Consider the following 13,677-nt stretch of genomic DNA (forward strand, 5'->3'; position numbering starts at 1 on the left):
ACCCGCTCTGCTGGGGCCTTGGCGGGCGATTTTACATTGGAGGATCTGGGCTTCATCTTCGTTCCTTCGTCACTACGACGAAGCCCAGATCCTCCTTAAATCACAACCTCAAATCTGTGCCATTGGTGCTGACGGCGGACAACCTGTTCGCCGTCTTCCTTCGCGAAGGCGCCGCGCTGGCGCGCCGGGATGAGGGCGAGCACTTCTTCGGAGGGGCGGCAAAGCTTCACGCCGAGCGGCGAGACGACCAAGGGCCGGTTGATGAGGATTGGATGCTCTATCATCGCGTCGATCAGCGTTTCGTCGGTAAGGGCCCGGTCACCGAGGCCCAGCTCGGCATAAGGTGTGCCCTTTTCGCGGAGCAAGTCGCGCGCGGTGATGCCGGCGCGCTCGATCAATTGTTCGAGCAGGGCTCGCGCCGGCGGCGTCTTCAGATACTCTATGACATGCGGCTCGATGCCAGCGTTGTGGATCAGCGCGAGCGTGTTGCGCGACGTCCCGCATTCGGGATTATGGTAGATGATGATGTCGGTCATGGAGCCAGTCTCCCTCAGCAGCAGGCGAGTTCGGCGAGCAGCGGCTCGCAGAGTTCCGCCCGGCCTTGGCAGCAGTCTTTGGCAAGAAAGAGCATCAGGTCGCGCAACGTGTCAATATGGGCGCGTTGAATGATCTGGCGCCCATCTTTCTCCGATCGCACGAGGCCCGCTTTCGCCAGCACCGCGAGATGGGTCGAGAAGGTGCTTTGAGACAGACCGGATGCTTCGACGAGCTTACCGGTCGAAAGTCCCTCGGGCTCGTGCCGGACAAGAAGGCGAAAGGCTTCGAGGCGTGTCGGGTGCGCCAGCGCGGCAAGGGCGGGTAGTGCCAAATCCATATTCATGCATCGGGATTATCCGATGAATAGGCATTCGTCAAATTCTATCGGGAATATCCGATGGACCAGCGCAATTTGAGCGATGCGCCAATCAGGCTATAGATTGCAGATGGCACGCGAAAGTCAGATCGAAATCCCCATGCGGATCGTCATCGAACAGCCGGTGGTGGGCGTTCTCCACAGCTTGCAAGCCAAGGACGACCGTCCGCTCGATCCGAAATACTCGAAGACTGGCGAGGCGCTTCCGTTCGATTTTGTCATCCGCGTCGGCCCCGGCCCGAAATTCTTCGGCGACCAGGTGCGGCGCGAAGGTCCCGAGCGCCGGTTTGTCTATATTCGTGTCGGGCAAGCGGCCGGCGACCCGGCGTCGCCCTGGACCCGGCGAATGAAGATCGACATCCACGATATCGATCAGCAGCTGCTCGATGCTGCAGCAAAGGGTGGGCACCGGATCGAGATTTCGGTCAATGGCACTGGCAAAGACGGTACGCCCGCCTGCGCAACGGTGCGCACGACCGGACGCCGTCTAGCTTAACACCGAACGTTCCCTGGTCTCTGCCGATCATGCAGCGTGGCGCATCGTCTCCAGCTTCGCAGCGCCGAGGGCAAGCAGTCGCTCGATTTCGTCCGAGGTGCGCCGGACGGCCAGTTTCAGTGCTTCGTCGATATGGACATAGTCTTGCGTTACATTCTGCGAAGCATGCCCGAGCATCGCACGGATCGTGAGCTCCGAAAATCCCAGGTCTCCGGCGACGCTTCCGAACGTATGGCGAAGCGTATGAGGCGTCACACCTTTTATTCCAGCCAAATTGCACACGCGCCGCAAGCAGTCGCTGACCGCGGTGTACGGACCATTCCCAACAGCGGACGGAAACAGATGCGGATTACCCGCTATCTCTGTCTGGTCTTCGAGCCCACGAACGGCGGCGGGTCCGATCGCCCGGATCTGTGCGCCGCCCTTCGTATCGGGAAAGGCGACGTAGCCGCGCTCGGCATGTAGCCAGCTGCGGCGCATCGCCTGACCTTCTTGGCGCCGATAGCCTGTGAGCAGTAATGTGCGCAGCACGCCAAGCGCGACAGGGTTTTCCCCAATAGCCTTGGCGTAGGCGATCGCTTTTCCGAGCATCTCTATTTCGGCAATGCTCAGCCGGCGCGTCTTCTTCTTGCTGGCAAGCTTCCTCGCCCCCTCTGTCGGATGCGTTTCGAGCAGCCCCTTATGCTTCGCATGTCCGATGATGGCCTGCAGCGTGCCGACGCACCGCCCTGCGACGCCGGGTCCGCCGGTAGCCATGCCGCCCCGGCCTCCGGTTCGAGGCTTGGCGGTCTTCCCATTCTTCACGTCTGTCTGCATCTGCTCGATGTCGGCGATTTTCAGATGTTTGACGATTCGATTGCCGAGCAGGGGCGCGATGTGCGTGCGAATGCGGCTCTCATCCATCCCGAGCGACGATTCCTTGATCGGAAGATTCTTGCGGCCGAGGATATTGCCCGCGCGCGCCTCCACCAGATACCAATCGCACATCTCCGCAACGGTCATGCCTTTGCGATCCTGCCGAACTTTGTCGGCAGGATCTTCTCCGACAATGACTTCGGCGAGCTTCAACTTCGCCAAATCGCGGGCTTGATCGACGGTTAGAACGCCAAATCGGCCAAGGTTCATGCGCCGCTTGGTGCCTTCGGCGTTTCGATACTGGACGACGAAGGTCTTCAGCCCAGACGCCATGATCCTCAGGCCGAAGCCCTTCACCTCTGAATCCCATAGAATGAGGTGCTTGGTTTCTGGCGGAACGAGGGCGTCTATGGCCCGCTTTGTCAGCTTTGCGGTCGGCATACAAAACTCCTGCTGGAGACACGACTTCGAAAATCGCCAGTGTCTCCAAAATGTCTCCCGTTTGGTGGAAACCGGAGGCAATTGCAGGATATAGCAGGTGAAAGAGAAGCGCAAGAAAACTAGCAAAAATAAGAAGATAGAGTAGTTTCGGAAACGATAGAAAAGTTTGAAGGTCAAGTTGCCAAGGTTGGGGTCGAGGGTTCGAATCCCTTCGCCCGCTCCAGTTTTCCTAACAATTTCAGACACTTACGCCGAATGGCGGCGTAATACGCGTCGTTACGTGGGCTCGATTTTTGCCTCGCGTAATAAGGACGTAATATGATGGGAGCGAGCTGTCGGGTGCCTCTAGGGCAGGATCGGCGACGTTGTTCGCAGAGGTCCGAACATTCTTCCGCCGATCCGACACGCCTCACATGCTCTAATCTTTCTGCTGTTTGGCCTCTTGGCGGGCGTCGCGAAGGATTTCGATGCCGCCCTTGATCGCGATCAGCGCAGTCGCAAATCCAACCAGAAGGTCCGGCCAGTTCGTACCGAGCCACCAGACGAGGACACCCGCGATCAGGATGCCGCCGTTCGAGATGAAGTCGTTGTAGCTGAAGGTTGTCGCGGCTCTGAGGTTGACGTCCGGATCCTGAATGCGCTGCAAGAGCTTCAGACAAGCATAGTTCACCACCGCAGCGACGGCCGACATGATCATCATTGTCGGACCGATCGGTTCGCTGCCTTCGAAATAGCGCCGTCCTACATCGAACAGGACGCCGGCCGCGAAGACCAGCAGCATGACACCCGATGCCGTGGCAGCACGGGTTTTCCATTTCAGGCCGTGGCTGAGCGCAACGAGGCTCAAGGCATAGACCGCGGCGTCGGACAGATTGTCGAGCCCATTGGCGATGAGCGCGCTCGAATCGCCGAGCCCGCCGGTTACGAGGAAGGCGATCGCGATAGCCGAGTTCAGGACGAGAACGATCTGGAGCGTTCGCTTTTCGCGTTCGCTCCCGGATGCTTTTTCATTCATTGCAAGCTCCTCAATCCTCACCATCCCTAAAAGGAGGCGGAACCCGCTTGGGTTCCGCCCCAGTCAGCACTCTCGGTTGCCGCCGACAGGGGGGAATGGCGGCCATCCGGGAGTGTCTCAGCCTTCGGGGCTGGGGACGCTGCTCGGGCGCGCCAGCTCTTCCTCTTCGGCCTTCGCGGTCCGTCGATGGACCAGGAGGTACAGGGCCGGCAGCACGAGCAAAGTCAGGATCGTCGACGAGATGATCCCGCCGATGACGACAGTTGCCAGCGGCCGCTGCACCTCGGACCCAGCCCCGACATTGAGCGCCATCGGTACGAACCCGAGCGACGCCACCAGCGCCGTCATCATCACCGGTCTGAGGCGGGTCAGCGCGCCTTCGCGGATCGCCTCGACGAGCGCTTTTCCGCGTTCGCGCAGATCCTTGATGAAGGATAGCATCACCACGCCGTTCAGCACCGCGACCCCGGACAAAGCGATGAAGCCGACGCCCGCCGAGATCGATAACGGAATGTCGCGCAGCGCCAGCGCCGCGACCCCGCCCGTCAGCGCCAGAGGCACGCCCGAGAAGACGATCGCAGCATCGCGCACCGTGCCGAACAGCATGAACAGCAGCCCGAAGATCAGCAGCAGCACCAGCGGCACGACGATCTGGAGGCGCTCGGTCGCGGACTGAAGCTGCTCGAATGTGCCGCCATATTCGATGTAGTAACCATCGGGCAGCACGACCTCAGCTTCGACCTTTTGCGTGAGCTCGTCGATGAACGAGCCCAGATCGCGCCCACGAACATTCGCCGTGATCACCGCGCGGCGCTTGCCATTTTCGCGGCTGATCTGGTTCGGCCCCGCCGCGAGCGATATCTCCGCCAGCTCCGAAAGCGGCACGAAGCCGCCGGCCGGAAGTGCAACGGGGAGATTGCCGAGCGACGCGAGATCGGTGCGAATGGCCTCGGGAAGCCGGACGATGACGTCGAAGCGGCGGTCACCCTCGAAAAGCTCGCCGGCCTGACGGCCGCCGGTCGCTGTCGAAACCGCATCCTGCACCGTTTCCATGCTGACACCGTAGCGCGCGAGCTTGTCGCGATCGGGCGTGACCGAGAGCATCGGCAGGCCGGTGACCTGTTCGAGCTTCACGTCCTGCGCGCCCGCAATCCCGCCCGCGACTTCCTCGATCGCCTGCCCCGATTCGAGCAATTGATCGAGGTCGTCGCCGAACAACTTGATCGCCACGTCGGCGCGAACGCCGGCGATCAGCTCGTTCATGCGCATCTTCACCGGCTGGGTGAACTCATAATTGTTCCCTGGCACCTCGTTCGCCGCCTTGTTGAGTTCGGCAACGAGCTGGTCGCGCGTCTTTCTCGGATTGGGCCATTCCTTCCGGTCCTTGAGCATGATGAAATTATCGGCGACCGACGGGGGCATCGGATCGGTCGCTACCTCGGGAGTGCCGATCTTCGCGAACACCCGCTCGACTTCGGGGAACTGCCTGATCCTCTTCTCCAGCGCCTCCTGCATCGCGATCGACTGGGTGAGGCTCGTCCCCGGAATGCGCATCGCGTGCATCGCGATATCGCCTTCGTCGAGGTCCGGGATGAACTCGGACCCGAGACTGGTCGCCGCCACGCCGCTCAGCGCGACAAGCGCCAAAGCACCAGCCAGCGCAGCCTTCGGCCAATTGAGGACGCGGTCGAGCATCGGGCGGTAGCCCTTGCCGAGCCCGCGCATCAGCCAATTTTCCTTTTCTTCGACCTTGCCGGTCACGAACAGCGCCACCGCGGCCGGAACCAGGGTGAGCGACAGCAGCAGAGCGGCGGTAAGCGCGAGGACGACGGTGATCGCCATCGGATGGAAGGTTTTGCCCTCGACGCCCTCGAGCGCGAAGATCGGCAGATAGACTGCGGTGATGATAATAATGCCGAAGATGCTCGGCTTGATCACTTCTGCGCTTGCGGAAGCGACTAGGCCGAAGCGCTCGTCGCGGTCGAGCAGGCGTCCGAGCCTGTGCTGAGCCTCGCCGAGCCGGCGGAGGCAGTTCTCGACGATGATGACGGCCCCGTCGACGATGAGGCCGAAGTCGAGCGCCCCGAGGCTCATGAGGTTTGCCGATGTCCGCGTCTGGAGCATGCCCGTCAGCGTCATCAGCATCGCGACCGGAATGACCGCCGCCGTGATCAGCGCGGCCCGGAAATTGCCGAGCAGCAGGAACAGGATCACGATGACGAGCAGCGCGCCCTCGGCGAGATTCTTCTGCACCGTCGAAATCGTCCGCTCGACGAGCGCGGTGCGATCGTAGAGCGGCTTGGCAACGACACCCTTCGGCAACGCACGCGAGGCTTCGACGAGGCGTTCGGCCGAGGCCTGCGCCACCACGCGCGGATTCTCGCCGATCAGCATCGAGACCGTCGCGAGGACGACTTCCTTGCCATTTTCGGTTGCGGCGCCTGTGCGGAGCCCCGAGCCGATCGCGACATCGGCGACGTCGGCGATCCGGATCGGAACCCCGCCGCGGGTGGTGACGATGATCTGCGACAGGTCACGCTCATTATTGGCCTGACCCGGCACGCGGATCAGAATCTGTTCGCCGCTGCGCTCGACATAACCGGCCCCGCGGTTGGCATTATTGGCCTCGAGTGCGGTGACGACATCGTTGAGCGAGAGATTGAGCGAGGCGAGCGAGGCCGGGTTGGGTGTCACATGATATTGGCGGGCATAGCCGCCGATCGTGTTGATCTCGGCGACCCCCGGAATCGTGCGCATCTGCGGCCGGATGACCCAATCGGACATCGTCCGGAGGTCTTCCGCCGTATAAGGCGTGCCGTCGGGTTTTCGCGCGCCCGGTTCGGCCTCGATCGAGAACATGAAGATTTCGCCGAGGCCCGTCGAGATCGGGCCCATTTCGGGCTCCATCCCGGGCGGAAGCTGGCCGCGCGCGGCCTGGAGCCGCTCGTTGACCTGCTGGCGCGCGAAATAGATGTCGGTCCCGTCCTCGAAGACGACAGTGACCTGGCTCAGGCCATAGCGCGAGATCGACCTGGTATAGTTGAGGTTCGGGATGCCCGCGATCGCGGTCTCGATCGGATAGGTGATGCGCTGCTCGGACTCGAGCGGCGAATAGCCTTCCGCCTTGGTGTTGATCTGGACCTGGACGTTGGTGATGTCGGGAACGGCGTCGATGGGCAATTTGGTCGCGCTCCACGCGCCGATCGCGCAGAGGAGCGCGACCACCGCGAGGACGAGCCATCGTTGCCGGATCGAAAAGCCTATGGTTCTGGCTAGCATGTTATCCTGCTCCCCGATCAATGGTCGTGGCCCGCGCCGGACTTTTCGATGTCGGCGCGAACGAGGAAACTGCCCTTGGTGACATAGGCGGTGCCGGGCTTGATGCCCGACAGGACCTCGGTCCATTCGGGCGACGAACGGCCGAGCTTCAGCATCCGGACCTCATAGTCCTGCCCGAAATTGGCATAGACCACCTTGAAGTCGCGGAAGGGCTGGATCGCCTCGGTGCGCACGGCAAGCGGCACGGTGACGGGGTTGACCATCACGCGGCCGCGCAAGGCCATGCCAGGGCGGAGCGTTCCCGAGCGGTTCGGGATGGTCGCGCGGATGAGCGCAGTGCCCGCCTCGACATTGCCGTCGGGCAGGAACTGCCCGAGCGGCGCGGTCGCGATTTCGGCGCCGTCCTGCGTCTCCACCGTCACCCGCATGCCCGGACGTATGATCGCGAGGTCGCGGGGGAAGATGTTGAAGACGACCGTGGTCTGCGCCGGGTCGGTGACCACATAGAGTGCGCGCCCGTCGGTGACGTCGCCGGGGTTGGCGTTGCGCTCGGCGATCACGCCGCCGACCGTCGCATATACCGGATAGACCTGGAGGCTCTCGCTCGACTCGATGCGCGCGAGCAGTTCCCCACGGCGGACGCTGTCGCCCACCGCCTTGGTCACCGAGACGACGCGGCCGGGGAACTGGCCGCGAATTTCGGAGCGGGCGGTCGGCGACAGTTGGACGGTGCCGTAGAGTTCGCGCATTTCGCCCACCGTCGCCGGTCCGACGACCGCGGTTTCGATGCCTCCGGCCTTGGCGGCGTCAGCCCCGATCCGCGTGCGCCCTTCGGGGTTCGCATATTTCCAAACGTGCCGCTTGCCGCCCGTCACCGCGACAACCTCGACGTCGAAGCTGTGCGGTTCGGTGACGACACCTTGCCCTGCGAGGAATTTGCCCTGCGGGCGGAAGGTGAAGCGATCGACGTCGCCGCCAAGCCGCGTGAGGGTGATGGCGAGCTGGACATCCTTCGGGTCGACCGGTTTGCCGTCCCGCGTTGCGAAAACGCGGAATTGCGGCTCGGTGCCATTCTCGAAGATTATGACCTCGACCGCGAAATCGCCATTCTTGAGCAATTTGCCACCGTTCGGGCCTTTGGCATCTTCCTCGCCTTCGCCCTCAGCGTGGCTTTCGCCTTCTTCATGCTTGTCTTCGCCCTCGGCTCCGCCACCGCAGGCAGCGAGAGGCACAGCAAGGAACAGCGCCGCAGCCGCGGCGGGAAATGGAAACTTCTTCATGGAATATTCTCCGCAAGGGGAGCCGCATCGAAGCGGCCGGTCAGGCGATCGATCTCCGCGAGCAAATCGCGGTAGCGTGTCATGGCCTCGGCCCACTGACCCTGGATCTGGATGATGACGTCGGCGGCATCCTGTACGTCGGCGAACAGGAACCCGCCGCGGGCATAGCCTTCGCGCACCTGGCCGAGCGTCTTCACCGCCTTGGGATAGACGTCGTTCATGATGCCCTCGGCCCGGACGCGTGCGGCGTCGGCATCGGCGCGCAGCGACGCGAGGCGCCGCAGCCGCTCGAGCCGGCTCGCTTCGGATTGGAACTCGAGCTGCCGCCGTTCGGCCTGCGCCCGGGCGATATTGCCCTGGTTGCGGTCGAACCGTCCGAGCGGGATCGAGATGCCGCCAAGAACGGCGACATCATTGGTCTCGCGAAGAAAGCGCGTGCCGCCCGAGACCGTATAGTCCTGGTGCGCACGGCTCTGCTCGACGACGACCTGCGCGCGGGCCCGGTCGACGGCGGCGTCGAAGACCGCCGCGTCGGCTTCGGCGAGCGGCGGATCGCGCGGATCGGGTTTCTCGATCCCCTCGGCGATAACGAGGCTGTCAGGCGTGCCGCCCCAGAAGGAGGTGAGCAATGCGCGTGCGGACTGCCGCTTCGCCTGGGCTTCCTTCAGGGCCAGTTCGGCTTCGAGAATGCGGGCATCGGCGCGCGTCTCGACGAAGAGCGGATCCTTGTAGCCGCGCACGCGCCTGATCGCTTCGGTCCGCATCTCCTTTTCAAGTTTGACGCGATCCTCTGCGATCCAGACCATCTGCTCGGCGATCTGGACGTCGATATAGGCGCGCTGCACTTCCTGGGCGATGTCGAGCCGGACGAGCCGCCACTGCGCCTCGGCGAGAACGACACCGCGCTCGGCAAGCGCCATTCGCGCCTCGCGCTTGCCCCCGCGTTCGAGCGGCTGCGAATAGGTGACGGTGAGTTCCGATTGCCGGAACAGGCCATAGCCGCCCGTCCCGACGCCATTGTCCATGTCGACCGACACGGTCGGATTGGGACGGACGCGGGCTTGCAGCTGGTCGGCGCGCGCGGCGTCGACCCCCGCTTCGCCCGCTCTAAGCTCGGGCGATGCAGCGATGGCCCGCTCGACCGCCTGGTCGAGCGTTAGCGGCTGGGCCCAAACGGACCCCGCCAGCAGCGCAGCCCCGGCCAACAGGGCGGCGCGCATATGGATATGCATGAATGATCACTCCTGAACGATTCGACTGAGCGCAGGCCGAAAAGGGGCCGCGCGGCAGGCGGCGTTCAGGCGAGGGGAGGGTTCAGGGGCGGTGCGAGCGCGCGCGAAGCGAGGCGCGTCGCGGGCAACGCAAAGTGCAGGCCGCCGGAAAAACAGGACAGATCGTCATGACCCGAAAGGGCCTGATCGGATGCGACCGGGCAATTATGGTGACTGCCGTGGAGGTCGGCGTCCTGCTGACCTTTTTGCGTGTCCTTGTCCGACGCATGGCCCGGCTCGACATGGTGCGAAAGATGCGAATCCGTCGCATGGTGCGTCATGCCCGCCATCGCCGGCGCAGCATTGTGGAGCCCGCTGAGCAGCAGGATGAACACAAGCAACAGGCGAAGGGTAGCGCCGGACATGGTCGCGCCCCTAACAGCGAATGACCCGTTCCGGAAGTCCAAAACCGGATCAATCGGTTCGCGCAGCGCGGCTCTCCGTCGACCGGGCCGTTTCGATCAGCGCTTCGAGGGCCTGCGGCATCGGCATCGGCTCGAAGGCGCTCACCCGCGCGCGACCATTATTCCCTGCGGGGAGGCGGCCGGTCAGCGAACCGAGCGGGACGAGCAGGAACCGCATTGCCTGACCGGTAGCTTCACGGGCATCGCCGAGCTCGATCGCATAGCGAAACATGTGCCAGTGGGAGGCGAGATGCGCGCCCATATAGGGCTGGCTCAATATATGTTCCCATTCCAGCGCCTGCCACGCAGCGGCTTCATCTCCGATTCGGCGTGATTCGCAAAACAGGCGATATTGCTCGCGCAGCAGCGGCTCGATGACGGCCATGCTCACGGGATTTACTGTCGGCGGCACCATCCTCTTTCCCCCTTTTTTGTGCAGGGCAGGCTCTTGCACCCTGTAGTAGATACAGGGTCAAGCCCTGATGTTCCGGCAGGACGCTGTGCCGCTCTGCGTCCGATTTACCCCCTCGTCTCACGGGAAGCATATCGCTCGAATGTCGTCCCGAACAAAGGAGGCGGGAGCCAATAGCGAAGCGATAGAAATAAGAGTGAAAGACAATTGTAGAATTATTGTGCTTAACGCGTGATTGTTCGGCCGATATCCTGTTTCTTGAGGCGCATCTGCAACTATAGAGGGGCAAGGTGCACTGCTCTCTTACCTCCATGAGATAAAATTACGGAGCCGGTTCGGGGGTTCGAAGAGTGCCGCCGAAGTTGATTGAAAATCTTCTACTTTTCACCGCGCCGTTTCGATGCTAGGGGCCGGTTTCAATGCGACGGGTGATCCTCTTCCTCCTGACCCTTCTCCTTGCATCCGGAACGGTTGCGGGGTCGCTCGCACATGCGACCGAGGATCGGGCCGAGGCGAGCCTTTTCGTTGCTGTGATCGAAGCCGGCTGCGTTCCCGCACCGGCGATCGAAGGCGCCGAAGTCGACAAGAAAAAATCCTCTCCCGGCGAAAAGCAGCAGGTGCCTGCCGCCGCTCATGGCTGCCACGGTCACCATTCGGGCGTCCCGGCGGAATCGCTGTCGGCAGCGACCGAAACGCCTGCCCCTGAAGCGCATACGCGCATCCTGACGGCCGCCTTGCCGCCCGTCGCCTATATCGGGACGTTCCGCCCTCCAATCGCCTGACGCTCTAGGTCTGCGCGTGCCCTTCGCGTGCGCTTCTCCCTGGAAACGTCAGGAGTCTCCTTTTCATGAAATCCATAGTTGTCGCCGCGAGTCTCGTGGCGCTCGTTGCAGGCTCAAATTCCGCGCCCGCCGCTGCCCAGTCGGCAGCGACGGAGCTGGTGGGACCGCCTTCTTCCGCAGGCGAGGCCGTGCGTACCGGCCCGCTTCCCGCTCGATTGTCCCTCGCGCAGGCGATGGAGGAAGCCGACGCGCGCTCGCCGCGCGTGGTTGCCGCCGAAGCCGAAGTGGAGGCCGCTCGCGGTCGCCAGCGTCAGGCGGGCTATCGCTACAATCCGACGCTCAATGTCGATGTCGAGAATTTCGCAGGCACCGGCCCCTACTCGGGCCTGAACGGTCTCGAAACGACCGTGTCGGTCAATCAGCGTCTCGATATCGGGGGCCGGCGCCGGTCGCGCATGACGCTCGCCGACGCCGAGTTTCTGGCCGCGAAGTACAAGTTGGAGATTGCACGCGCAGATCTTGCGCTCGATGTCCGCAACCAGTTCGCGACCGCTCTCGCGGCCCGCGATAGCCTCGCGCTCGCACGCGAAAATGAAGCGCGTGCCCGCGAACTCGTCCGCGTGGCACAGGCCATGGTCGATACCGGCAACGAGCCGCCGCTCCGTGCGTTCCGCGCCAATGCGGCTCTCGTTCAGGCCACCGCCGAGCTACGCACGGCCGAGGCCGAAGAAAGGACCGCCCGGCGTTCGCTCGCGGCGCTCCTTGGAAGCTCGGTCCCGCCTGCCGAGTTGATGGAAGGCGATATGTGGGTGGCACCGGAGACGGTGGACTCGCTCGCGACGCTCGACGTTCGCTTGGCAGAAACCGAGAAGCTGATTGCTGAAGCGCGGCTCCAGGGGCAGCGCGCCGATGGCCGGCTCGATCCGTCGGTCGGCTTCGGGGTGCGTCAGCTTCGCGACACCGGCGATCGCGCATTGATCGCCAATGTTTCCGTGCCGCTCCCCGTCTTCGACCGCAACCGCGGCAACATCTCGGCAGCCAAATCCGATGTCGCCGCCGCCATTGCGCGGCGCGAGAATGCAGTGGTCAATGCTCAGGCGGAGATCGCCAATGCGCAGGCCGAACTCGAAGCCGCAGAGGCCCGCCTCGCGGCGCTTGAGGGTAGCGGCATCGAGCAGGCGCGCGAAGGTGTCCGGCTCGCCGAACTCAGCTACCGCGCCGGCAAGTCCTCGCTCGTCGAATATATCGACGCGCAGCAGGCCTATGCGGCAACGCAGGCCGAACTGATCGCGGCGCGCCAGGCCCGGGCCGAAGCCCGCGCCATCCTATCGCGCCAGGCAGCCGCCGACGGCGATGCGGATCATCAGCCATGAGCGCGCCGAGCCTTCCAGTGGACGGAGGCGCCTTCGCCATCGTCCTTCCAAGTCAACAGGGGTGCGCCGCCGGTCGGCGCGCGAACCGCATCAACAGCGGAGATAGAATATGATCACCAAGGACAAGCGTCTCCTCGGCACTGTCGCGGGCGCCATGATACTCGCTGCCGTCACGGGCTTCGGCGTTGCACGCTGCACCGCCGACCCGGCCGCCGCGCCGGCTGCCGAAGGCGAAAAGGAAGCGGCGAGCGAAGCCCTTCCGAGCAGCCTCGCCATCACGCCCGAAGCGATCAAGGCCGCCGAGATCGGCGTCGAGACGATCGGCGCCGGCGGACTCGGTTCGGAAATCATCTCGCAAGCGACCGTTACCGCCGCGCCGAGCGGCGAGGCGATCGTCACCGCCCGCGCGGGCGGCGCGGTCACCCGTCTCTTCAAGCGGCTCGGCGATCCGGTCAGCGCCGGTGAGACGATCGCGATCGTGCAAAGCCGCGACGCCGCCCAGATTGCGGCCGAACGGATTGCCGCCGATGCGCGCTCGACGCTCGCGCAGAAAAATCTCCACCGCGAGAAGACCCTGTTCGACCAGAAGGTGTCGGCGCGCGTCGACTATGAGCAGGCGCAAGCCGAAGCCGCGGCCGCCGCGGCCGAAGCGCAGCGCGCGCGTGCCGCAGCGAGCGCCGCGCAGGTCACGCGCGATGGCAGCAGCGTCATCGTGGCAAGCCCGATCTCGGGACGGATCACGGCCGAGAACGCCAGCCTTGGCGCCTTCGTTCAGCCCGAAACCGAATTGTTCCGCGTTGCCGATCCCAGCAAGGTGCAGATCGAGGCCGCCGTCGGTCCGGCCGATGCCCAGCGGCTCTCGCCCGGAGACCGTGCGATCATCGAACTTCCCGACGGACGGACGATCGATGCCCGCGTGCGCGCCGTCACGCCCGGCCTGTCGGGCGACACGCGCTCGGCAACCGCCGTGCTCGACGTACCCGGGGCGCTCCAGCCGGGCTTGGCGGTCCGGGTGCGGCTGCTTCCGAGCCGCGGCGCCGAAACCGGTGGGCCGGCCCGTATCGTGATCGCGGACGAAGCCCTCCAGACGCTCGAAGGCCGCGACGTGGTGTTCGTCCGCACGAAGGACGGCTTCCGCGCGCAGCAGGTGACCGTC

The 13,677-nt window shown here is 64.0% G+C and carries 13 protein-coding genes; 4 read left to right on the forward strand and 9 right to left on the reverse strand.

The features are described 5' to 3' along the window. Positions 1-95: 95 nt before the first annotated feature. Positions 96-536, reverse strand: a complete 441-nt coding sequence (arsC, locus tag VGN68_RS03515) for an arsenate reductase (glutaredoxin) (RefSeq protein WP_137865645.1) — start codon at positions 534-536, stop codon at positions 96-98. Positions 537-550: 14 nt separating this feature from the next. Next, entirely contained in the window at positions 551-880 is a 330-nt protein-coding gene (locus VGN68_RS03520; protein WP_137865644.1) for an ArsR/SmtB family transcription factor, read from the reverse strand. A gap of 103 nt (positions 881-983) precedes the next feature. Here VGN68_RS03520 and VGN68_RS03525 point away from each other — a divergent pair, with 103 nt between their 5' ends. Then, on the forward strand, positions 984-1,409 hold the full coding sequence (locus tag VGN68_RS03525; RefSeq protein ID WP_137865643.1) for a DUF5990 family protein: 426 nt from the start codon (positions 984-986) through the stop codon (positions 1,407-1,409). Between the two features lie 27 nt (positions 1,410-1,436). Here the strand turns inward: VGN68_RS03525 and VGN68_RS03530 are convergent, their stop codons facing one another. The 7 genes from VGN68_RS03530 to VGN68_RS03560 form a co-directional block, all read right to left on the reverse strand. After that, entirely contained in the window at positions 1,437-2,705 is a 1,269-nt protein-coding gene (locus VGN68_RS03530; RefSeq protein ID WP_327473940.1) for a site-specific integrase, read from the reverse strand. A gap of 418 nt (positions 2,706-3,123) precedes the next feature. After that, complete coding sequence (locus VGN68_RS03535; RefSeq protein ID WP_003046522.1) at positions 3,124-3,720, reverse strand: cation transporter; 597 nt, start codon at positions 3,718-3,720, stop codon at positions 3,124-3,126. A gap of 117 nt (positions 3,721-3,837) precedes the next feature. Then, on the reverse strand, positions 3,838-6,999 hold the full coding sequence (locus tag VGN68_RS03540; protein ID WP_037553392.1) for an efflux RND transporter permease subunit: 3,162 nt from the start codon (positions 6,997-6,999) through the stop codon (positions 3,838-3,840). Positions 7,000-7,016: 17 nt separating this feature from the next. Then, complete coding sequence (locus VGN68_RS03545) at positions 7,017-8,279, reverse strand: efflux RND transporter periplasmic adaptor subunit (RefSeq protein WP_003046516.1); 1,263 nt, start codon at positions 8,277-8,279, stop codon at positions 7,017-7,019. Further along, entirely contained in the window at positions 8,276-9,511 is a 1,236-nt protein-coding gene (locus VGN68_RS03550) for a TolC family protein (protein WP_003046513.1), read from the reverse strand. The genes VGN68_RS03545 and VGN68_RS03550 overlap by 4 nt, the downstream gene beginning before the upstream one ends. A gap of 65 nt (positions 9,512-9,576) precedes the next feature. Continuing rightward, positions 9,577-9,915 (reverse strand): hypothetical protein, encoded by a 339-nt coding sequence (locus VGN68_RS03555; RefSeq protein ID WP_003046510.1) that lies wholly within the window; start codon positions 9,913-9,915, stop codon positions 9,577-9,579. A 49-nt stretch (positions 9,916-9,964) separates the two neighbouring features. Further along, positions 9,965-10,339, reverse strand: a complete 375-nt coding sequence (locus VGN68_RS03560; protein ID WP_037553271.1) for a DUF3703 domain-containing protein — start codon at positions 10,337-10,339, stop codon at positions 9,965-9,967. A gap of 446 nt (positions 10,340-10,785) precedes the next feature. Here VGN68_RS03560 and VGN68_RS03565 point away from each other — a divergent pair, with 446 nt between their 5' ends. The 3 genes from VGN68_RS03565 to VGN68_RS03575 all read left to right on the forward strand — a co-directional run. Beyond that, positions 10,786-11,148 carry a hypothetical protein gene (locus VGN68_RS03565; RefSeq protein WP_003046504.1) on the forward strand — a complete coding sequence of 121 codons (363 nt, stop codon included), beginning with the start codon at positions 10,786-10,788 and terminating at the stop codon, positions 11,146-11,148. 65 nt (positions 11,149-11,213) lie between these two features. Then, entirely contained in the window at positions 11,214-12,521 is a 1,308-nt protein-coding gene (locus VGN68_RS03570; protein ID WP_037553274.1) for a TolC family protein, read from the forward strand. A gap of 109 nt (positions 12,522-12,630) precedes the next feature. Then, positions 12,631-13,677: efflux RND transporter periplasmic adaptor subunit (locus VGN68_RS03575; RefSeq protein WP_327473945.1), on the forward strand; the 1,047-nt coding region annotated here is incomplete at its 3' end.

Source organism: Sphingopyxis sp. (assembly GCF_035998965.1).
In the GTDB taxonomy this organism is placed as follows: Bacteria; Pseudomonadota; Alphaproteobacteria; order Sphingomonadales; family Sphingomonadaceae; genus Sphingopyxis.